Annotated in this window: 18 protein-coding genes; 3 read left to right on the top strand and 15 right to left on the bottom strand. The window is 72.7% G+C overall.

Annotated features, from left to right (window positions below):
- Positions 1-86: 86 nt before the first annotated feature.
- The 3 genes from ACQP2H_RS28990 to lysS all read right to left on the bottom strand — a co-directional run bounded on the left by ACQP2H_RS28990 (position 87) and on the right by lysS (position 5147).
- Positions 87-2612 (bottom strand): ATP-dependent Clp protease ATP-binding subunit, encoded by a 2526-nt coding sequence (locus ACQP2H_RS28990; RefSeq protein WP_219465060.1) that lies wholly within the window; start codon positions 2610-2612, stop codon positions 87-89.
- Positions 2613-3181: 569 nt separating this feature from the next.
- Positions 3182-3526, bottom strand: coding sequence for a histone-like nucleoid-structuring protein Lsr2 (locus tag ACQP2H_RS28995; protein WP_168222573.1), 345 nt, complete (start codon positions 3524-3526; stop codon positions 3182-3184).
- 112 nt (positions 3527-3638) lie between these two features.
- Positions 3639-5147, bottom strand: a complete 1509-nt coding sequence (gene lysS / locus ACQP2H_RS29000; protein ID WP_219465062.1) for a lysine--tRNA ligase — start codon at positions 5145-5147, stop codon at positions 3639-3641.
- A 92-nt stretch (positions 5148-5239) separates the two neighbouring features.
- Between lysS and ACQP2H_RS29005 the strand changes: the two genes are divergently transcribed.
- Positions 5240-5992 (top strand): class I SAM-dependent methyltransferase, encoded by a 753-nt coding sequence (locus ACQP2H_RS29005; RefSeq protein ID WP_433229568.1) that lies wholly within the window; start codon positions 5240-5242, stop codon positions 5990-5992.
- A gap of 23 nt (positions 5993-6015) precedes the next feature.
- On the opposite strand, the gene ACQP2H_RS29010 is transcribed toward ACQP2H_RS29005, so the two are convergent.
- From ACQP2H_RS29010 to ACQP2H_RS29045, 8 genes are all read right to left on the bottom strand, one after another.
- Positions 6016-6774, bottom strand: coding sequence for a type III pantothenate kinase (locus ACQP2H_RS29010; protein ID WP_208567763.1), 759 nt, complete (start codon positions 6772-6774; stop codon positions 6016-6018).
- Between the two features lie 93 nt (positions 6775-6867).
- Entirely contained in the window at positions 6868-7764 is an 897-nt protein-coding gene (gene nadC, locus ACQP2H_RS29015; protein ID WP_357536459.1) for a carboxylating nicotinate-nucleotide diphosphorylase, read from the bottom strand.
- A gap of 230 nt (positions 7765-7994) precedes the next feature.
- The gene (locus ACQP2H_RS29020; protein WP_219465068.1) at positions 7995-9692 is read right to left on the bottom strand and encodes an L-aspartate oxidase; all 1698 of its coding nucleotides are present in this window, start codon (positions 9690-9692) and stop codon (positions 7995-7997) included.
- A 73-nt stretch (positions 9693-9765) separates the two neighbouring features.
- Entirely contained in the window at positions 9766-10650 is an 885-nt protein-coding gene (locus ACQP2H_RS29025; protein WP_357536461.1) for a septum formation family protein, read from the bottom strand.
- Positions 10651-10750: 100 nt separating this feature from the next.
- Positions 10751-11176 carry an aspartate 1-decarboxylase gene (gene panD / locus ACQP2H_RS29030; protein ID WP_208567759.1) on the bottom strand — a complete coding sequence of 142 codons (426 nt, stop codon included), beginning with the start codon at positions 11174-11176 and terminating at the stop codon, positions 10751-10753.
- A gap of 31 nt (positions 11177-11207) precedes the next feature.
- Positions 11208-12053, bottom strand: a complete 846-nt coding sequence (gene panC, locus ACQP2H_RS29035; RefSeq protein WP_219465070.1) for a pantoate--beta-alanine ligase — start codon at positions 12051-12053, stop codon at positions 11208-11210.
- Between the two features lie 103 nt (positions 12054-12156).
- Positions 12157-13131: a Rossmann-like and DUF2520 domain-containing protein gene (locus ACQP2H_RS29040; RefSeq protein ID WP_433229574.1), complete on the bottom strand. Its 975-nt coding sequence runs from the start codon at positions 13129-13131 to the stop codon at positions 12157-12159.
- A 161-nt stretch (positions 13132-13292) separates the two neighbouring features.
- Positions 13293-14573 carry a phytase gene (locus tag ACQP2H_RS29045; protein ID WP_433229576.1) on the bottom strand — a complete coding sequence of 427 codons (1281 nt, stop codon included), beginning with the start codon at positions 14571-14573 and terminating at the stop codon, positions 13293-13295.
- A gap of 46 nt (positions 14574-14619) precedes the next feature.
- Between ACQP2H_RS29045 and ACQP2H_RS29050 the strand changes: the two genes are divergently transcribed.
- Both ACQP2H_RS29050 and ACQP2H_RS29055 read left to right on the top strand, forming a co-directional pair.
- Complete coding sequence (locus ACQP2H_RS29050; protein WP_219470424.1) at positions 14620-15756, top strand: SAM-dependent methyltransferase; 1137 nt, start codon at positions 14620-14622, stop codon at positions 15754-15756.
- On the top strand, positions 15753-16922 hold the full coding sequence (locus ACQP2H_RS29055) for an NADH-quinone oxidoreductase subunit D (RefSeq protein ID WP_219465076.1): 1170 nt from the start codon (positions 15753-15755) through the stop codon (positions 16920-16922). Before ACQP2H_RS29050 ends, ACQP2H_RS29055 begins: the two co-directional genes overlap by 4 nt.
- Before the next feature lie 97 nt (positions 16923-17019).
- On the opposite strand, the gene ACQP2H_RS29060 is transcribed toward ACQP2H_RS29055, so the two are convergent.
- From ACQP2H_RS29060 to ACQP2H_RS29075, 4 genes are all read right to left on the bottom strand, one after another.
- Positions 17020-18951 (bottom strand): hypothetical protein, encoded by a 1932-nt coding sequence (locus ACQP2H_RS29060; protein WP_357536465.1) that lies wholly within the window; start codon positions 18949-18951, stop codon positions 17020-17022.
- Positions 18952-19155: 204 nt separating this feature from the next.
- Positions 19156-20160 (bottom strand): glycine betaine ABC transporter substrate-binding protein, encoded by a 1005-nt coding sequence (locus tag ACQP2H_RS29065; RefSeq protein ID WP_208567753.1) that lies wholly within the window; start codon positions 20158-20160, stop codon positions 19156-19158.
- A 152-nt stretch (positions 20161-20312) separates the two neighbouring features.
- Positions 20313-21035 (bottom strand): ABC transporter permease, encoded by a 723-nt coding sequence (locus tag ACQP2H_RS29070; RefSeq protein WP_208567752.1) that lies wholly within the window; start codon positions 21033-21035, stop codon positions 20313-20315.
- Between the two features lie 173 nt (positions 21036-21208).
- Positions 21209-21895 carry an ABC transporter permease gene (locus ACQP2H_RS29075; protein WP_208567751.1) on the bottom strand — a complete coding sequence of 229 codons (687 nt, stop codon included), beginning with the start codon at positions 21893-21895 and terminating at the stop codon, positions 21209-21211.
- Position 21896: the final 1 nt, after the last annotated feature.

The following is a 21896-nucleotide window of genomic DNA, read 5'->3' on the forward strand; positions in this document are numbered from 1 at the left end:
CGACGGCAGGCAGAAAGGGCGACGGCCCGGTGGCTCGCGCCACCGGGCCGTCGCCCTCGTGCTCTGTCCTACCGACCCGTCAGGTCCTACTCACCGGCGGTGGCGGTGCCACCCAGGTCGGCCGGGACGGCGTCCGGCACCTCGTCCGGGCGGTCCGAGCCGTGGAAGACCAACTTCGACTTCTCGATGTCCTCCGGGTCCCCCTCGCAGTCCACCACCACGATCTGACCGGGGGTCAGCTCGTTGAACAGGATCCGCTCGGAGAGGTTGTCCTCGATGTCACGCTGGATCGTCCGACGCAGCGGACGGGCCCCCAGCACCGGGTCGAAGCCCTTCTTGGACAGGTACTTCTTGGCGTTGTCGGTCAGCTCCAGACCCATGTCCTTGTTGCGGAGCTGGCCCTCGATCCGCTGGATCATGATGTCCACGATCGAGAGGATCTCGTTCTGCCGCAGCTGGTGGAAGACGATGGTGTCGTCGATCCGGTTGAGGAACTCGGGCCGGAAGTGCTGCTTCAGCTCGTCGTTGACCTTCTGCTTCATCCGGTCGTAGGTGGACTCGGAGTCCTCCGACTGCTGGAAGCCCAACGACACCGCCTTGGCGACGTCCCGGGTGCCCAGGTTGGTGGTCAGGATGATGACCGTGTTCTTGAAGTCCACGATCCGACCCTGGCCGTCGGTGAGCCGGCCGTCCTCCAGGATCTGCAGCAGGGTGTTGAACACGTCCGGGTGGGCCTTCTCGATCTCGTCGAAGAGCACCACCGAGAACGGCCGACGACGGACCTTCTCGGTCAGCTGGCCACCCTCGTCGTAGCCGACGTAGCCGGGAGGGGCCCCGACCAGGCGGGAGACCGTGTAGCGGTCGTGGAACTCGGACATGTCCAGCTGGATCAGCGCGTCCTCGCTGCCGAACAGGAACTCGGCGAGCGCCTTGGACAGCTCGGTCTTACCCACACCGGACGGGCCGGCGAAGATGAACGAGCCGGACGGCCGCTTCGGGTCCTTCAGGCCGGCCCGGGTACGCCGGATCGCCTTCGACACCGCCTTGACCGCGTCCTCCTGGCCGATGACGCGCTTGTGCAGCTCGTCTTCCATCCGCAGCAGCCGGGAGGTCTCCTCCTCGGTCAGCTTGTAGACCGGGATACCGGTCCAGTTGCCCAGGACCTCGGCGATCTGCTCGTCGTCGACCTCGCTGACGACGTCCAGGTCACCGGCCTTCCATTCCTTCTCCCGCTGCGCCTTCTGCCCCAGGAGCTGCTTCTCCTTGTCCCGCAGCTGGGCGGCCCGCTCGAAGTCCTGCGCGTCGATCGCGGACTCCTTGTCGCGGCGCACCTGGGCGATCCGCTCGTCGAAGTCACGCAGGTCTGGCGGCGCGGTCATCCGGCGGATGCGCATCCTGGCCCCGGCCTCGTCGATCAGGTCGATCGCCTTGTCCGGCAGGAACCGGTCGGAGATGTACCTGTCGGCCAGCGTCGCGGCAGCCACCAGGGCGGCGTCCGTGATCGAGACGCGGTGGTGCGCCTCGTAGCGGTCCCGCAGGCCCTTGAGGATCTCGATGGTGTGGGCCAGCGACGGCTCACCCACCTGGATCGGCTGGAAACGACGCTCCAGAGCGGCGTCCTTCTCCAGGTGCTTGCGGTATTCGTCGAGGGTGGTCGCGCCGATGGTCTGGAGCTCACCACGGGCCAGCATCGGCTTGAGGATGCTCGCCGCGTCGATCGCGCCCTCGGCGGCACCCGCACCGACCAGGGTGTGGATCTCGTCGATGAACAGGATGATGTCGCCCCGGGTGCGGATCTCCTTGAGCACCTTCTTGAGGCGCTCCTCGAAGTCACCCCGGTAGCGGGAGCCGGCGACCAGGGCACCGAGGTCGAGGGTGTAGAGCTGCTTGTCCTTGAGCGTCTCGGGCACCTCGCCCTTGATGATCTTCTGGGACAGGCCCTCCACCACGGCGGTCTTGCCGACGCCGGGCTCACCGATCAGGACCGGGTTGTTCTTGGTGCGGCGGGACAGCACCTGCATGACCCGCTCGATCTCCTTCTCGCGCCCGATCACCGGGTCGAGCTTGCCCTCACGGGCAGCCTGAGTCAGGTTACGACCGAACTGGTCCAGCACGAGGCTGGTCGACGGGGCGGCCTCGCCCGGCGCGGTGCCGGCGGCGGCCGGCTCCTTGCCCTGGTAGCCGGAGAGGAGCTGGATCACCTGCTGGCGGACCCGGTTGAGGTCGGCGCCCAGCTTCACCAGCACCTGGGCGGCGACGCCCTCACCCTCGCGGATCAGCCCGAGCAGGATGTGCTCCGTGCCGATGTAGTTGTGGCCGAGCTGCAGCGCCTCGCGCAGGGACAGCTCCAGCACCTTTTTGGCCCGGGGCGTGAACGGGATGTGCCCGCTCGGCGCCTGCTGGCCCTGGCCGATGATCTCCTCGACCTGCTGACGGACGCCCTCCAGGGAGATGCCGAGGCTCTCCAGGGCCTTGGCGGCGACGCCCTCACCCTCGTGGATCAGGCCCAGCAGGATGTGCTCCGTACCGATGTAGTTGTGGTTGAGCATCCGGGCCTCTTCTTGGGCCAGGACGACAACCCGTCGCGCTCGGTCGGTGAACCGCTCGAACATGCCCTCGTGCTCCTCACGTGCCGTGCGCCTCGACTGCGAGATCTTGGCGGGGCCGGTGCGCGGACGTCCGGGACGGGCGTCCGCACCTCCTTACTCTATCGCCGCTGACCGACTCCGCTGAGGTCGTGTCTCCTCGTACCGAGCCGTTCCGACGTCGTTTTGACCAACCATCCGCGCTCAGGAGGTGTTCCGGCACCCCAGCCTGTACGCGCAGAGCGAAATTCACCCGGGGTGCGCAACGCCCTCCGGGGGGTCCCGTGGGTTGTCCACAGGCTGTGGACGAAGTCTCCACCGCCTGTGGACAACGCCTGCGGACCCGGAGAACTTCCCGCCCCCACACCGCCCGCAGCCCCACCCACCGGCCCCCGACGGCGGGTGACGTCGGCCGGGCCCGACGGCCGCCGGGCTGCTGCCCCGAGACGGCGACGCCGGCCGAGGGTGCCCCGAGACGGCGACGCCGGCCCGGAGGGGTGCCCCGAGACGGCGACGCCGGCCCGGAGGGGTGCTCCGAGACGGCGACGCCGGCCCGGAGGGGTGCTCCGGCCCGGCGTCGGTTCGCCACTGACAGCTCAGCGGGTCGCGTGGTACTCGTCGACGATCTCCTGCGGGATACGACCCCGGTCGGAGATGTCCTTGCCGTTCTTCTTGGCCCACGACCGGATCGCCTTGTTCTGCTCGCGGTCGGCGGTCGCGCCGCCCCGGCCCCGGGCGGCCCGGCCACCCACGACCACGCCGCCCCGGCCGACCCGGGTGCCGGCAGCCACGTACGGCGCGAAAACGTCCCGCAATTTGTCGGCGTTGGAGTTCGACAGGTCGATCTCGTACTGAACGCCGTCGAGGGCGAACTTGACGGTCTCGTCCGCGTCCCCGCCGTCCAGGTCATCGACCAGCTTGTGAATGATCTGCTTGGCCACGTCCCACATTCCTTTCGAGCAGGGTGCTCCTGCAATAGGAGCACGATAACCCCCCCGACGCTTGCCGCGTCAATAGGACGCCGTAACGACCCGGCAAAGGTCTCACCGGAGGCTACTCGGGGCGGACCAAGGGGAAGAGGATGGTTTCCCGAATTCCCAGCCCCGTCAGCGCCATCAACAGCCGGTCGATTCCCATTCCCATACCCCCGGCCGGCGGCATTCCGTACTCGATCGCCCGGAGAAAGTCCTCGTCCAGCCGCATGGCCTCGTCGTCGCCCCGGGCACCGAGCTGCGCCTGCGTCACCAGCCGCTCCCGCTGCACCACCGGGTCCACCAGCTCCGTGTACGCGGTGCCCAGCTCGAAGCCGAGCACGTAGAGGTCCCACTTCTCGGCCAGGCCGGGCTCGGTGCGGTGACCCCGGGTCAACGGGCTGGTCTCCTCCGGGTAGTCCCGCACGAAGGTCGGCGCCTGGAGGCTCGGCACCACCAGTTCCTCGAACAACTCCTCGGCCAGCTTGCCCGGCCCCCACTTCGGGTCGACCGCGAGCCCCACCTTGTCGGCGTACTCCACCAGGCGGGTCCGTTCGGTGCGGACCGTGACCTCCTCGCCGAGCGCCTCGGAAAGCGCCCCGAACAGGGTCACCGACCGCCACTCGCCACCCAGGTCGAACTCCCGACCGTCGGCGTGGGTCACCGTCGTCGAGCCGCTGACCGCCACCGCCGCCTGCTGCACGAGATTACGGGTCAACGCCGCCATCGTGTCGTAGTCGCCGTACGCCTGGTAGGTCTCCAGCATCGCGAACTCCGGCGAGTGCGACGAGTCGACTCCCTCATTGCGGAAGTTGCGGTTGATCTCGAACACCCGGTCGACCCCGCCGACCACGGCGCGCTTGAGAAACAGTTCCGGCGCGATTCGCAGATACAGATCAGTACCGAGCGCATTGCTGTGGGTCACGAATGGGCGGGCCGCCGCGCCGCCGTGCAGCAACTGGAGCATCGGCGTCTCGACCTCGATGAATCCCTGACCGTGCAACGAGTCACGCAGGCTGCGTACCGCCGCGGCCCGGGTCCGGACCATCTGCCGGGCCTGCGGACGGACCACCAGGTCCACGTAACGCTGCCGGACCCGGGCCTCCTCGCTCAGCGGCTTGTGCGCCACCGGCAACGGGCGCAGCGCCTTGGCGGTGACCGCCCACTCGTCGGCCAGCACCGACAGCTCACCGCGCCGGCTGGTGATCACCTCGCCGGTGACACCCACGTGGTCACCCAGGTCGACCAGGCGCTTCCAGGCGTCCAGCCGCTCCGCGCCGACCCGGTCCAGGGAGAGCATCGCCTGCAACTCGGTGCCGTCGCCGTCGCGCAGGGTGGCGAAACAGAGCTTGCCGGTGTTCCGAACGAAGATCACCCGGCCGGTGACCGAGATCCGGTCCCCGGTCGCGGTGTCGGTGGGCAGCTCGGCGTACCGCTCGCGCACCTCGGCCAGGGTGCTGGTCCGGGGGTAACCGACGGGGTACGGGTCGATGCCCTCGGCGAGCATCCGGTCCCGCTTCTCCCGGCGGACCTTCATCTGCTCGGGAAGGTCGTCGGCGGGGTCCACTGGCACGGCGTTCTGCTCGGTCACGGCACGCTTCCTCGGCTAAGGGAGTTTCGACTGGGTCAGCCCATGAGCGTACTCATGCCCCCGAGCGGCCGTTACGGGATAACCTGCCCGGCATGGTCGAGCACACCCGGGCACGGTCCTTCGGTACGGTCGCCGCCGACTACGACCGGTTTCGACCCGGTTATCCGGCCGAGGCGCTGCGCTGGGCGCTGGCCGGCACGGGTGCGGGTGCGGGTGCGGGTGCCAGCGTGGTCGACCTGGGTGCCGGCACCGGCCTGCTCACCCGTGACCTGCGGGCCCTCGGCCACCGGGTCACTCCGGTCGAACCCGACCCGGCGATGCGGGCCCGGCTCGACACGGCCGTTCCCGGGACCACCGCCCTCGCCGGCTGCGCCGAGGCGGTCCCGCTGCCCGACGCGAGCGCCGACGCGGTGCTGGTCGGCCAGGCCTACCACTGGTTCGACCGGGAACGCGCGCACGTCGAGATCGCCCGGGTGCTCCGGCCGCACGGCATCTTCGCCCCGATCTGGAACATCCGGGACGAAACGGTCGGCTGGGTGGCCGAGCTGGGGCGGATCGCCCAGATGGGGGAGAACGTCAGCGACCTGACGGTGAAGGTGACCACCTTCGGTGCGGCCTTCGGCCCGGTCGAGCTGGGCCGGTTCACCCACCGGACGACCGTCACCTCCGACGAGGTCCTCGGGCTGTTGCGTACCCGCTCACACTGGTTGGTCGCCGCCCCGCAGCAGCGGCAACGGCTGGAGCGGGACCTGCGCGAGTTGTTCGCCACCCACCCCGACCTGGCCGGCCGGGAGACCGTCGAGCTGCCGTACCAGACGCTGGTCTTCCGGGCCCGGCGGCGCTGAACCGCCGCGACCGGCCGTCGTGATCAGGTGTTGCGTTCGTAGACCATGCGCAGCCCGATCAGGGTGATCATCGGCTCGTGGTGGGTGATGGTCCGGCACTCGCCGATCACCACCGAGGCCAGCCCGCCCGTGGCGATCACCGCCCGGACCTGGCCCAACTCCTCGGTCATCCGCTCGACGATCCGGTCGACCTGCCCGGCGAAGCCGAAGTAGAGGCCGGACTGGAGACACTCCACGGTGTTCTTGCCGATCACCGAGCGGGGCTTGTTGGCCTCCACCTTACGCAGCTGGGCGGCGCGGGCCGCCAACGCGTCGAAGGAGATCTCGATGCCCGGGGCGAACGCCCCACCGAGGAACTCCCCCCGACCGCTGATCACGTCGAAGTTGGTGGTGGTGCCGAAGTCCACCACGATCGACGGACCCCCGTAGAGGGTGTACGCGGCCAGCGTGTTGACCACCCGGTCCGCGCCCACCTCCTTCGGGTTGTCGATGGCCAGCTGCACCCCGGTGCGGACCCCCGGCTCGACGACCACGCTCGGCAGGTCGGCGTAGTAACGGGCCAGCATGGTCCGCAGCGAGCGCAGCGCCGCCGGCACCGTCGAGCAGGCGGCCACCCCGGTGATCTCCACGGCGTCACCGGCGAGCAGCCCCCGGAACATCAGACCCAGCTCGTCCGCTGTCGAACGGGCGTCGGTCTTGATCCGCCACGAGTGCACCAGCTTGTCGCCGTCGAAGGTCGCCAGCACGGTGTTGGTGTTTCCGATGTCGATGCAGAGCAGCACGCACGCAGCCTAGACGCCGACCGGCCCACCGCAGGCGAGCAGTGGGCCGGACCCGCTGCCCCGCACCGACGGGTAGCCGGCGGCCCGGCCGGCTCACCGCTCGCGCAGGTCCAGGGCGATGTCCAGGATCGGCGAGGAGTGCGTCAGGGCACCCACCGACAGGTAGTCCACCCCGGTCGCCCCGTACTCGGCGGCCACCTCCAGGGTCAGCCCACCGGTCGCCTCCAGCTCGGCCCGGTCGCCGACCGCCGCGACCACCTCGCGCAGGGTCGCCGGGGACATGTTGTCCAACAGCAGGAAGTCCGCGCCCGCCTCCACCGCCTCCACCGCCTCGGCCGGGGTGTCCACCTCGACCTGCACCGGCACCTGCGGGAAGGTCTGCCGGACCCGACGGAAGGCCGCCCCGACACCACCGGCGGCCAGCTTGTGGTTGTCCTTGATCATGGCGACGTCGTACAGGCCCATCCGCTTGTTGGTGCCACCGCCGGCCCGGACCGCGTACTTCTCCAGCATCCGCAGGCCCGGGGTGGTCTTGCGGGTGTCCAGCACCGTCGCCTTGGTGCCGGCCAGGGCGTCCGCCCAGGCCCGGGTGTGGGTGGCCACCCCGGACATCCGGGAGAGCAGGTTCAGCGCGGTGCGCTCGGCGGTGAGCAGCAGCCGGGTCGGGCCGGTCACCGTCGCCAGCACCTCACCCCGGGCCACCCGCGCGCCGTCGTGGGCCACCACCACCACCTCGACGGTACGCTCCGCAGCGCTCACCTCGCCGACCAGCTCGAACACCGCCGCCGCCACCGCCAGCCCGGCCACCACCCCGGCCTCCCGGGCCACCAGGTCGGCGGTGTCGGTCTGCCCGGCCGCAACGGTGGCGACGCTGGTGACGTCGACGAAGTCCGCCCCCAGATCCTCGGTGAGCGCGTCGACGATCACCCGCCGGACCCGCTCCGGGTCCAACCCGCCCGCCGTCAACGCCTGTCGCGTCGGTTCCCGCACTGCATTTCCTTTCGTTCGCCACTGCGGGGCTCGCAAACCCGGCTCACTCCTCGGACTCACCCGCCCCCCTTCGTTCGCCACTGCGGGGCTCGCAAACCCGGCTCACTCCTCGGACTCACCCGCCCCCCTTCGTTCGCCACTGCGGGGCTCGCAAACCCGGCTCACTCCTCGGACTCACCCGCCCCCCTTCGTTCGCCACTGCGGGGCTCGCAAACCCGGCCCGCTCCGGGTCAGGGCAGGCCCTCCCAGCGTTCGGTGAGGTCACCCCCGGCACCGACGGCCGCGACGAGATGACCGCGCCACCGCTCGTCGGCCGCCGGGAAGTCCTCCCGCCAGTGGCAGCCCCGGGTCTCCTGGCGGGCGTACGCGGCGGCGACCAGGGCGGACGCCACGGTGACCAGGTTCGTCGCCTCCCAGCCGGCGGTGCCCGGCCGACCCTGGCCCTGCCCCAGCTCGGTCAGGGTGGCGGCGGTCGCGGCCAGGGTCGACGCCGACCGCAGCACCCCCGCGCCCCGGGTCATCGCCCGTTGCAACGCGGGCACCCCCTCGGCGGGCAGCACCCCACCCCCGCCGCCCACCCAGGCACCGGTCTGCGCCGGTTGCGCCTGCTCGGGCAGCCCGGCGGCGATGTCCTCGGCGATCCGGCGGGAGAAGACCAACCCCTCCAGCAGCGAGTTGCTGGCCAGCCGGTTCGCGCCGTGCACGCCCGTGCAGGCGACCTCGCCGCAGGCGTACAGGCCGGGGATGGAGGTCCGGCCGCGCAGGTCGGTGCGGACGCCACCGGACGCGTAGTGGGCGGCCGGGGCGACCGGAATCAGATCCGTCGCCGGGTCGACCCCGATGGCCAGGCAGGACGCGACGATGGTCGGGAACCGCCCGGCGAGGAAGTTCGCGCCGAGGTGCCGGGCGTCCAGATGGACGTGGGCCGCGCCGGTGGCCAGCAGCACCCGGTGGATGCCCTTGGCCACCACGTCCCGGGGGGCCAGCTCGGCCAGTTCGTGCTGGCCGAGCATGAACCGCTTGCCGTCGGCGTCGACCAGGTGGGCGCCCTCACCGCGCAGCGCCTCCGACACCAGCGGCTGCTGGGCCAGGCCCGCGCCCGGCACCCGGGCCTGCTCCGGCACGATCAGCGCGGTCGGGTGGAACTGCACGAACTCGACGTCGGTGACCGCCGCCCCGGCCCGCATCGCCAACGCCACCCCGTCACCGGTGGAGACCGCCGGGTTGGTGGTGGCCGAGAAGACCTGCCCCATCCCGCCGGTGGCCAGCACCACCGCGCGGGCCAGCAGCGCGCCGACGCCGTCCTCGCTGCCCTCGCCCAGCACGTGCAGGGTGATGCCGCAGGCCGGGCCGGGAGAGTCCGGGTCGTCGCCGGGGGCGCGCAGCAGGTCCAGCACCAGGGCGTGCTCGACCAGGCGGATCCACGGGTCCCGGCGCACCGCCGCGTGCAGGGCCCGCTGCACCTCCGCCCCGGTGGCGTCCCCACCGGCATGCACGATCCGGTCGGCCCGGTGCCCGCCCTCCCGGGTGAGCATCAACGAACCGTCCGGGTTGCGGTCGAACTCCGCGCCGATGCGCATCAGTTCCCGCAGCCGCAGCGGCCCCTCCTCCACCAGCAGCCGCACGGCCGCCGGGTCGCAGAGTCCGACCCCGGCGATCTCGGTGTCGCGGGCGTGCGCGGCGGGCGAGTCGGCCGGATCGAGTACGGCGGCGATGCCGCCCTGCGCCCAGCGGGTCGACCCGTCGTCGATGTTGACCTTGGTGACCACGGTGACGTGCAGGCCCGCCTCGCGCAGGTGCAGCGCGGCGGTCAACCCGGCCACCCCGGAGCCGACCACGATCACATCGGTGGTCTCCACCCAACCGGGCGCGGGAGCAGCCAACAGTCTGGGCAGGGCCGGCAGGTCGACGGTCGGCGGGAGTTCCATAGCCACAGTCAACCCGAACGATCCTCGCGACGGGCGGCGGGGGCGGGACGAGTGGTTTCGGCTACCCCGTCCGCTACTTCGTCCGCACCGGCAGGGCGGCCGGTCCGCCGCCCTTCAGCGAGGCGGTCACCGTCCGGTCGCTCAACCACAGGTAGCAACGGACCCCCCGGTCGCCGACCCGCCACCGGCCCGGCCCCGGCGGACGCACCACCACGCCGCTGCGGAAACGCAGGTCGGCGTCGTCCGGCACACCCACGTAGCGACCCAGCAGGCTGCGGCAGCCGGCGTACAGCGGCAGCCAGTCGACGTCCTTGACCGGATAGGCCCGGTCGGGGGCCTTCCAGGCGCCCACGAACTCCGCCTCGTGGACGGTCGAGCACTCCACCGGCACCAGCACCTGCACCCCGGCACCCCGGCCGCTCTTGGCCCGCTGACAGCCCAACCGCAGCGGCGACGGGCCCTTCAACGCGTCCCGCAGGCTGCCCGTACGGGTGACCACGGTGGCCGCCGCCTCGACGGTGGTCACCTCGCTCAGGTCGCACCGGAACCAACGGGCCCCGGCCGTCCAGCCGAGCGCGGTCGGCAGCGCCACCGCCAGCCGCAGCCGGCCGGCCCGCCAGTCGTCGCCCAGGTAACCGGCGGCCCGGGTGTCGCACTCGGCGAACGCACCCCGCAACTCCGCCGAACCGGTGACCGGCGCGACGACCCGCTCGCCCGGCAACGCGCCCACGTGCACCGTCTCCACCCGGTGCGGCACCGCGCAGTCCACCGGCGCGTACGCCGCCAGGGCGACCGTGTCGGTGAAGTCGGCGACCTGACAAACCCCCGCCTCGGGGGTGAACGGCCCGGCCGGCGGCAGGGCCGCCCAGTCGTCGGTGAGATCGCCGTCGAGGCCGCCCGGCGCACCGCAGCCCGCCAGGACCACACCCACCGCCAACGCGGCGATCAAGACCCTCATCGGACGACGCAACGCGGCCTCCCCCAGCCGACGACCGTCAATCCGACGGTCAGTCCAGGGTAACCAAAAATGACCTTCCGGTAACAGACCGGAATTCCGGTCAGCCCACGACGGCGAGCGGACTCGGCACCGGGTCCCCGGCCGTCCCCGGGGCCGCAGCCGCCGGATCGCCGCCCAGCTCAACCACCCTGTTGTCGGCGTCCACATGGACCACCCGGGGGCGGTACGTCCGGGCCTCCGCGTCGTCCATCTGACCGTACGAGATCAGGATCACCAGGTCGTTCGGGTGCACCAGGTGCGCCGCCGCGCCGTTGATGCCGATCACCCCGCTGCCCCGCTCCCCCGGGATCACGTACGTCTCCAGCCGGGCCCCGTTGGTCACGTCCACGATCGCCACCTGCTCGCCCGGGAGCAGGTCGGCGGCGTCGAGCAGATCCTGGTCCACCGTCACCGAGCCGACGTAGTGCAGGTCGGCCTGGGTCACCGTCGCCCGGTGGATCTTCGACTTGAGCATGGTCCGGAACATCGGCTTGCCTCTCGACAGGTGGTGTGCGTGGTCAGGAGCGGGGGGCGAGGTCGATCGCCAGGTTGTCGATCAACCGGGTGGTGCCCACCCAGGCCGCGATCAACAGCCGGGCCGGGCCGGCGACCGGCCCCGGCTCCAGATCCGGATCGGTGAGCACCAGATAGTCCAGTCGCACACCCGGCACCTCGCCGAGCACCCGGTGCGCGGCGGCCAGCACGTCACCGGCGTCCGCGCCCCGCCCGGCGGCGTCCGCCCCGGCCCGCAGCGCGGCCGAGAGGCTCAACGCGACCTGCCGCTCGTCCGCCGACAGGTAGCGGTTACGGCTGGACCGGGCCAGCCCGTCCGGCTCCCGTACGGTCGGCACACCGACCACCTCGACCGGCACGTCCAGGTCCCGGGCCATCCGACGGACCAGGGTGAGCTGCTGGTAGTCCTTCTCCCCGAAGAAGGTCACGTCGGGCCGGGTGAGCTGGAGCAGCTTCAACACCACGGTCAGCACCCCGTGGAAGAAGCCGGGCCGGCTCTGCCCCTCCAACTCCTCACCGGGCTGACCCGGGTTGACCCGGACCGTGGGCTGCCCGTCCGGGTACATGTCGGTCACGGCCGGGGCGAACACCAGGTCCGCACCGGCCCGCCGGCACACCTCCAGGTCGGTGTCGAGGGTGCGCGGATACCTGTCGAAGTCCTCGTTCGGGCCGAACTGCAACGGGTTCACGAAGATCGTCACCAGCACGTGGTCGGCCCGCTCCCGGGCCGCCCGGATCAGCGCCTCGTGCCCCGAGTGCAGCGCACCCATCGTCATCACCACACCGACCGTGCCGGCCAGCCCCGCCCGGGCCTTCGCCAGCTCCACCCGGGTGTGCACCAGTTCCGTCACTGAACCGCCTTCCGTTCGCGACTGCGGGGCTCGCAAAACCGGCTCACTCCTCGCACCCACCAACCCGCCCTCCGTTCGCGACTGCCGGGCTCGCAAAACCGGCTCACGCCGCCACCTCGCGGTGGATGCCGGCGAGCACGTCGAGCAGGGACTCGGCGTCGACCGGGCGCAGCCGGCCCGCCGCGATCGCCCGGTCCGCGCTCCGTCGGGCCAACGCCAGGTAGGGGGCCACGGATTCCGGCGCGGTCTGCGCCAGCCGGGCCAGGTGCCGCCGTACGGTGCCCGCGTCGCCACGCGACACCGGGCCGGTGAGCGCGTCGTCGCCGAGCCGCAGGGCGTTCTCCAACGCCGCCCGCAGCAGCGGGGCCAGCACCTTCTCCGGCTGGGTCACCCCGGCGTCCCGCAGCCGGTCGGCCGCCTCGTTGACCAGGGTCACCAGGTGGTTCGCGCCGTGCGCCAGGGCCGCGTGGTAGAGGACCCGGTCGGTCTCCCCCACCCACTCCGGCACCCCGCCCAGGTCGGCGACGAGCCGGGCCGCCGCCGCCCGCAACTCCACCGGGGCGGTCACCCCGTAGGAGATGCCGGCCAGCCGGGACAGGTCGTCCGGCGTACCGGTGAAGGTCATCGCGGGGTGCAGGGCCAACGGCCGGGCACCGACGGCGGCGGCCGGGGCCAGCACGGTCAGGCCGTGCGCGCCGGAGGTGTGCGCGACCACCTGGCCGGGGTGCAGCGCCCCGGTGTCGGCCAAACCAGCGACCACACCGGCCAGCGCGTCGTCGGGGACGGCGAGCAGCAGCAGGTCGGTGGCCTCCCGGGCGACCGAGGTCGCCGACCGGGTCACCGCGTCCGGCAGGAGCAACGCGATCCGGGCCCGGGTCGCCCCGGAGACGCCGGAGGCGGCGACCACCCGGTGCCCGGCGGCGACCAGCGCCGCCCCGAGCACCGCACCCACCCGGCCGGCACCGACCACACCCACGGTGAGCTGGGCGGGAAGGACGAACGGGACACCGGGTGCGGCGGGGCCCTGCGGTACGGCGACGCCGGGGGCAGCCGGACGGGGGCGCAGCGGTGCGCTCATGGCAACGATCCAGTCCTCGAAGGGGGTACCGGTCGATCGCAAGTATGCGCCGGGGGCAGGGAACCCGAACAAGGATGTGTGAAAACCTTCACCGACCCCGGGCACCGGGTGGCCCGACGGCGGCAGCTCACCCGGTGCGGCGGCCCACCCGGTGCGGCAGCTCACCGGTGGCCGGCCAGGAACCCGGCGTCGACGAACTTGACGTTGGTGTCCGGGCGTACCCCGTCGTCCCCGTCCGGCGTCGTCGGGGTGTTACGGCCGTCCTGCACCACCAGCAGCCCGCCCGGGAAGCCCGGCAGCGGCGTCGCCGTCACCGCCGCCCCGTCGCACTCCTGCACGCCGTCGACCCGTCCGTCGACCACCGCGAACCGCCCGGTCGGCCGGTTGGTGACCCGGTCGTAGGTGAAGAACGTGTCGTCGCCCTGGCTGGACACGACGAGGGTGCCCGCGTCCCGACCGGTGGGCAGGATCGTCAGCCCCTCCACGTCCTGGGCGATCCGCCCGCCGAAGCCCGGGTCGGCGGTGTCGTCGGCCACGCAGTCGTCGGCCGCCGGGTCGAAGACCGCCGGGACGCCGTAGTCGCGGACCCGCTCCACCGACCGGGGTACGCCCACGAACCGGCCAGCGACCATCCGGGTCCGCCACAGGCCGACCTTCTCCTGCGCCAGGTACACCACGCCGGTGGCCGGGTCCACCACCGTCCCCTCCACCTGCGGGCCGTCCCCCGGGTCGGTGCACGGCGACCAGGCGGAGCCGTCCGGCAGGGTGAACGTCGACGGCAGCACCAGCCGCCCCACCGGCCGGTAGCTGACCTTCCCGGCCCGCTCCACCAGCCGGAACACCCCCACCTCCGGGGTGCTGCGCCGGCTCACCACCGCGTACGCGGCCCCGTCCCGGTCGGTGAACGTGCCCAACCCGTACGCGGTGCGTTGGGTGTTCACCTCCGCCTGGTCCCGGCTGAACGCGAACGGCGGCTGCGGCGCGGTCACGTCGACCAGCCGCCGCGACACCGGATCGATCCGGTAGAACCGGAGCTGGTCGCGTCCCCGGTCGGTGACCACCGCCAGGTCGACCGGCCGGCCCGCCAGCCGGAAGCCGCTGACCAGGTCGACGTTGTTGAACCGGCCCGCCTCGTCGTCCGGGCCGGGTGCCGGCGGGGTGGCGATCGCCTGCCGCTCCCGGGCCCGCAGGTCGTACACCCGCAGGCCGCCGTTCTTGGCGGTGACGACCACCAGGCTGCCGGCCCGGTCGGTCGGGTGCACCCAGATCGCCGGATCGTCGGCGTCGGCGTCGCCACCGGCGGCGTCGGCGAACAGGGCGGGTGTCTCGGCCACCGCCCGGACCGCACGCGGCACGTCGTCGCGGGCGGGCGCGGCGGCGGCACCGGTGGTCGTCACCAGCAGCGGTACGACCGCCAGCGCGGAGATCACGATTCGTCTCATGCCCGCAGACCGTAGGGTCGGCACGGTGACGGACGCTGAACACGGGATGAACGCGATTCGCTGGCGGTACGCCATGGACGCCGCCCTCTACGGGCCGCGCGGCTTCTTCGTCTCCGGGTCCGGCCCGGCCGACCACTTCCGGACCAGCGTGCACGCTTCTCCGGCGTTCACGGCGGCGGTGTTCCGGCTCGTGTCCCGCCTCGACGCCGCCCTCGGTTTCCCCACCCCGTTCGACGTGGTGGACGTGGGTGCGGGCCGGGGTGAGCTGCTGCGCGCCCTGGCCGCCCTGGCCCACGGGTCGGCGACGCCCGGCGCGGCTGCGACGCCGCTGGCCCACCGCCTACGCCTCACGGCCGTGGAACCGGCCCCCCGCCCGGCGGACCTGCCGCCCGACATCGCCTGGACGACCGAACCCCCGGCGGGAATCACCGGCCTGCTGACCGCGACCGAATGGCTGGACAACGTCCCCCTGGACGTGGCCGTCCCCACCGGCACCGGCTGGCGCTACCACCTGGTGGACCCGAGCACCGGCGAGGAGACCCCCGGCCCCCCGCTGACCCCGGAAGACCTCACCTGGCTGACCACCTGGCACCCCACCCCAATCCCCACCCCAACCCCGGCCGCGCCCCCCACCACCGCCCCGGTGATCAAGAGGTTTGCGTCAACGGAGGGGCCCGAACCTGACGCAAACCTCTTGATCACCGGGCGGGGGGAGCGAGGGGGGCGGGTTGAGGTGGGGCGGAGTCGGGACGAGGCGTGGGGGCGGGCCGTCGGGCGGCTGCGGCAGGGGGTGGCGTTGGCCGTGGACTACGGGCACCTGCGCGAGCGGCGGCCGGTCGACGGGACGTTGACCGGGTACCGGAACGGACGGCAGGTGCCTCCGGTGCCGGACGGGTCGTGCGACATCACCGCGCACGTCGCCATGGACTCCGTCGCCGCCGCCGGTGCGCAGGTCGCCGGGTGTGCGTACACGCTGGTGTCGCAGCGGGAGGCGCTGCTCGCGCTCGGGGCCGACAGTGGGCGACCGGCGCTGAGCCTGGCCGGCAGCGACCCCGCCGGGTACGTGCGGGCCCTCGCCGCCGCCTCGGCGGTGGCCGAGCTGACCGACCCGGCCGGACTCGGCGGGCACCACTGGCTGCTCCAGCCGGTCGGCGTCGCCGTCGATGCGCTCATGGCACGATGACCGGCATGACCACGGACACCGGTGAACTGCGCGAGCTGACCGTCGGCACCGGGGCCGGCGGGGAGCAGCTCGGCACCGACATGGTGCTCAACATCGGCCCGCAGCACCCCTCGACGCACGGCGTGCTGCGGCTGAAGCTGGTGCTCGACGGGGAACGGGTGGTCGCCGCCGAACCGATCGTCGGGTACATGCACCGGGGCGCGGAGAAACTGTTCGAGGTCCGCGACTACCGGCAGATCATCGTGCTGGCCAACCGGCACGACTGGCTGTCGGCGTTCTCCAACGAGCTGGGTGTGGTGCTCGCCGTCGAACGGCTCATGGGCATGGAGGTGCCCGAGCGGGCCACCTGGCTGCGGATGGCGCTGGCCGAGCTGAACCGGGTGCTCAACCACCTGATGTTCCTCGGCTCGTACCCGCTGGAGATCGGCGCGATCACCCCGGTCTTCTACGCCTTCCGGGAACGGGAGACCATCCAGGCGGTCATGGAGGAGGTCTCCGGCGGCCGGATCCACTACATGTTCAACCGGGTCGGCGGGCTCAAGGAGGAGGTCCCCGCCGGCTGGACCGGACGGGCCCGCGCCGCCATCGGCGAGGTCCGCCGCCGGATGCCCGACCTGGACCGGCTGATCCGACGCAACGAGATCTTCCTGGCCCGTACCGTCGGGGTGGGGGTGCTGTCGGCCGCCGACGCCGCCGCGTTCGGGGCGTCCGGGCCGGTCGCCCGCGCCTCCGGGCTCGACCTGGACCTGCGCCGCGACGACCCCTACCTGGCGTACGACCAGCTCGACGTGCCGGTGGTCACCCGCACCGCGGGCGACTGCCACGCCCGCTTCGAGGTGCTGCTCGACCAGGTGTACGCCTCCCTCGACCTCGCCGAACAGTGCCTCGACCGGGTCGACCGGCTCACCGGGCCGGTGAACACCCGGCTGCCCAAGGTGGTCAAGGCCCCCGAGGGGCACACCTACGCCTGGACGGAGAACCCGCTCGGGATCAACGGCTACTACCTGGTCTCGCGGGGCGAGAAGACGCCGTGGCGGCTCAAGCTGCGCACCGCGTCGTACGCCAACGTGCAGGCGCTGGCCACCCTGCTGCCCGGCTGCCTGGTGCCCGACCTGATCGCGATCCTCGGCTCGATGTTCTTCGTGGTCGGCGACATCGACAAGTAGACCGGGGCCAACACCACACCCGGGCCCGACCTGGTCCGGCAACGGGGGCCTGATCCGGCCCTGCCCGGCACGTGGGCCCGGCCCGGTACCCGGACGGTCAGCGCCAGTGGCCGCCGGCGCGCGGGGCGTCGTCCTGCGGGGGGTAGCCGTACCGCTCCTCGCCGTCGGACTGCTGGTGCCCGCGTGGTTCGGGGTCGGGGGTACGCCACGACACCACCGGCTCCCGGTCCCGCCATTGCTCGGCCGGTTGCCCGCCCCACCGCTGGTCGTCCACGGGAGCGGACCGGTCCGCAGCCGCCGGTCCGGACCGCCCGGACCGGTCCACAGCGGACTGCCCGGTGCGCGTGGACCAGTCCGGCGACGGCTGTCGTACGCCGCCCGGCCACTCCTCGCCCGGCGGGACGGCCCGCCCCGGCCGCTCCTGGGCCGGCTGGGCAACCGACGCCGACCAGTCCGGTGCGGACGGCGCGGGCTGGGCGGCCCCGGCCGACCACTGCTCGGCCGGCCGGTGACTGCGCGCCGGCTCCCGCCACTGCTGCGGCACCGGGACACCACCCGCCGGCAACGCCGGGCGGCCCTCCGGCGTCGACCGTCCGCCACCCCACCGCTCACCGGTCCGCGCCGGCTCCTCCCGGTAGGCGTCCTCCTGCCGGTACGGGTCCTCCTGCCGGACCGAGGCCCACCGGTCGGAGTAGTGGTAACCGGCGCCGTCGGCGTGCACCTCCGCCCGGCGCTCCCCGACCCGCAGCTCCCGGGCACGCCCGTCGTCGCGCACCTCGGCCCAGCGGTCACCGGCGCGTACCTCGCGGGCCGGCGGGTCGGCCCTGTTCTCGGCCCACCGGTCACCGGCCGGCACCTCGGGCGCGGACGATTCGCCACGGGTCTCGGTCCAGCCGGACCGGCCGCCGGACGACCTGACGCCGCCCTCCCCACCGACCGGGGACCACTCGGGGCGGGGCTGCTCGGGACGGGACCACTCGGTGCGGGCCGGTTCGGGACGGGGCTGCTCGGGACGGTCGTCGGCCGGGGCACCCCACGAGGGGCCGGACGCGGCCGGCCAGGCCCGCTCGTCGCGGGACGGCGGGCGGGACGCCCGGGACCGGTCGTCCGACGGGGCGGACCAGTCCCGGCCGGGCGGCTCCGCCTGACCCGACCAGGGGTGCTGCGGCTCCCCACCGGCCCAGGACGGCTGCTCCGCGCCAGGCGTCCAACGACCGGCGTACCCACCGCCGTAGCCGCCGGCCGGATCGGGACCGTCGACGACGGTGTGCCGGGTGGTCACGTGCACCGTCTCGGTGTGCCGCACCACGCCGAGCGGACGCGACGTCGACTCGGCACCGGGCACCGGGCCACGTGGTTCGCGAGCGGACGCCCCGTACCCGCCGGGCTGGCCGGACTGGCCGGTGGCCGGGCGGTCCGGGGCGTACCGGCGGCCGGACGCTGCGGGGGTCTCCCGGTCGGCGGCGACCCGGCCCCGGCCCGTCGCGACCGGCTCGGCGTCATCCGCCGCGCCCCAGTCCGGCGGGCTCTCCTCGGCGACGGCCCGCCGACGGCCGACCGGGACCTCCGGCGCCGGTTCGACGGCCGGGACCCGGGCCCGGCCCGCACCGACGGCCCGATCCTCGACGGCCGGCGGGTCGCCGGCGGCCGTCGCCAGATCGGCTGTCACCGCATCCAGCCGGCGACGCAACGCGGTGACCTGCTCCTCGGCCCGCTGGGACTGGTCCAACGCCTGGTTGCCGCGCTGGGCGGCGGCGACGATCTCGCTACGCAGCTCGCGCCGCAGCTGCGCCAGCTCGTCGAGCACCTCCGCGTCGGACGACCGGGTGCCGCCGTCGGCCCGCAGTGCGATGGAGAGGCCGATCAGCACCACGGCGGTGATGGCCAGCACCGCGGCGAACCGCAGCGGACCGTTGCCGTCGGCGAACAACAGGATCAGCGCGGCGATGGGCGCGAACGCCACCCCGATCCAGAACAGGACGGTCAGGAGCTGCGGGCTGCGCTTCTCGGAGACGACCGGGGAGGGCATGGCTGTGCAGCCTACCGAGATGTACGCGGGCTGGGAACGGTCCCAGGGCAGAAATGCCCCGATCTCGGCCGGTACGGCGCAGCGGGCCCGGCTGACCTGCCCCGTGCACCGAGGTCGTCGCCGCACCCGTAGACGGGGAAAGTGAGAAACGACTCAGGACGGGCCCGGTCGCGGTCGGGGGGAGCCGACCGCGACCGGGAACGATCAGCTGGTGGCGAGCGCGCCGTCGGACGAGAAGACCAGGCCCACGCTGGCGGTGCCGGTCTTCAGCGCGTTCTTGGTCTGCGGGCCACCGGCGTCCAGCGAGCTGAACGAACCGGCCTTGAAGTCGTAGACCTCGACCAGACCGGCCTGGCACTTCGGCCGCTGCGGGCACTCCGGCGGGCCGGCCAGCACGGTGTCCTTGCCGGAGCACTTGGCCGCCAGGTCGGAGAGGGTCTTGAGGGAGTACTTGTCGGCGAACGCCTTGGTCACCGCGAAGGCGTTCTGGTCCTGCGCCGAGGACGGGGTGCCGAACGTGATGCCCGCCTTGTCACCCTCGGACTTCAACGCGCTGACCGTCTTGTCCAGCTCCGGCGAGGAGACCGGGGTGGCGTCCTTGCCGTTGGCCTTGGTGTTGAGGAACTCCGCCATGGTCGCCGCGTACTCGGGGACGACCTGGATCTCGCCCTTCTCCAGGCTCGGCCCGTACAGCTCGCGGTTGCCGATCTGCTGCACCTTGACCTGGTAGCCGGCCGCCGTGAGGGCGATGTTGTACAGCTCGGCCAGGGTCTGACTCTCGGAGAAGTTGCCCGCCCCGACGACGATCTGCCCACCCGGCCCCTTGGCGATGCCGGTGGTCAGACCCGTGGCGACGGCGAACTCCTCGGCCGCCGCCTTCGGCGTCTTGCGGTCCACGTCGACGGCCTTGTTGAGGGCGATCAGCTTCGGGGTGTCCAGCGCGGCGGAGACCTTGTCCAGCGCGGCGAGCAGCTGCGGGTTCGCCACCTTGGCGTTGACCGCCGGAATGATGTTGTCGGTGTTCTGGAGCTTCTTGTCGTCGTCGAGGACGACCAGCTGCTCACCGGCGACCGGGGCGCAACCCGCACCGCTCGCGCCCTGCTCCGGAGCATCGGTGCCGGACGAGCCGGCGTCTCCGCACCCGGTCAACAGACCCGCCATGGTCAGGGCGCCCACCGCACCCACCGCCAGCCGTGTCCGTACGCGCATCGTGCCCGCCTTCCGTGTCCCGGCACGGCCCGGGCAGGGCCGGCCGCGTGTCCGACGGGCGACGGCCGCCGCCCGCGGGTTCAGCCAATATCCTTCCGGACCGACCGACAAACTCTGAACCGCTTTCGTAACGTGATCGTCACGGAAAGGGATCAGTTCCCCGCCGTGGCGTCCGCCGCCCGCCGGTTCGCCACCCGCCGGGTACGCCGCAGCGGTCGCGGAGTCACCACCCGCTCGACCAGTGCCAGCAGCCCCTCCGCCGCCAACGCCAGCCCGGCCACCAGCACCCCACCGGCGATGATCTGCCCGCCACCGGCCGCGATGTCCAGCCCGAAGCCGGCCCGGATGATCTGGCCCAGCCCACCACCGTTGACGAACGAGGCCAGTGCCGCCGTCGCCACCACCTGCACGGCGGCCGTCCGGAACCCGGCGGCCAGATACGGCACCGCCAGCGGCAACTCCACCCGCCGCAGCACCTGCCACCCGGACAGCCCCATCCCGCGCGCCGCGTCCCGGGCCTCCGGGTCGGCCTGCCGCACCCCGGTGTACGCGTTGGCCAGCAGCGGCGGCACCGCGAACACGGCCAGGGCGACCACCACCGCCGGACGCCCGAATCCGAGGAAGGTCAGCGGGAGGATGGTGAGCAGCGCCAGCGTCGGGATGGACAGGGTCAGGTTGGAGATCAACACGACCGCTCCGCCGCCGCGCCCCGAGTGCCCCAGCCAGAGACCGACCGGCCAGGCCACCAGGCAGCCCAGCAGCACCGCCGCGACGGACATGCTCAGGTGCTCCCCGACCCGGTCCAGCACCCCACCGGGATTGGTCCAGTTGAGCGGGTCGTTGAGCCAGACCACCGCCTGCTGCACCGGGTTCACTGGATATGCCTTTCGCTCGCGACTGCGGGGCTCCGCTGCGCTGCACTCCTCGCGCTCACCGGACCAACCTTCCGTTCGCGACTGCGGGGCTCCGCTGCGCTGCACTCCTCGCGCTCACCGGACCGACCTTCCGTTCGCGACTGCGGGGCTCCGCTGCGCTGCACTCCTCGCGCTCACCGGGGACGGCTCCGCAGCCAGGGGGTGAGCAGGCGGCCCACGCCGGCCAGGATCAGGTCCAGCACCAGGGCCAGCAGGACGCAGAGCAGCGTGCCGGTCATGATCTGCGCCTTGTAGAAGTTGTTCTGGAAGCCAGCGAAGATCAACTGCCCCAGGCCACCCCGACCGATCACCACCCCGACAGTGACCAACGCGACGGTGGAGACCGTGGCGAGGCGTACCCCGGTGAGGATGCCGGGCAGGGCCAACGGCAGGTCGATGCGGAACAGCCGGGCCCACCGGCCGTACCCCATGCCCTCGGCGGCGTCGCGCACCTCCGGGGGCACCTGGTTCAGCCCGGCCACCGCGTTGCGGACGATCACCAGCAGCGCGTACAGCACCACCACCGTCAACACGGTCACCGCGCCGATGCCCAGATAGGGGGCGATGAACGCGAACAGGGCCAGGGAGGGGATCGTGTACAGCACGCCGGTCAATGCGAGAATCGGCCCAGCGAGACGGCGGTACCAGTAGGCCACCACCGCCAGCGGCAGGGCCACCAGCGCGGCGAGCAGCACGGCCCGGCCGGTCAGGGAGGCGTGCTCGCGCAGCGCGGCGAGAATGGTGTCAGAGTTGTCCCGCACGTACTGCCAGGAGAACCACGGATTACCCGGCTCGGCCCGGTAACTCAGGTGGAAGGACACA

Source organism: Micromonospora sp. CA-248260 (genome assembly GCF_050942205.1).
In the GTDB taxonomy this organism is placed as follows: domain Bacteria; phylum Actinomycetota; class Actinomycetes; order Mycobacteriales; family Micromonosporaceae; genus Micromonospora; species Micromonospora antibiotica.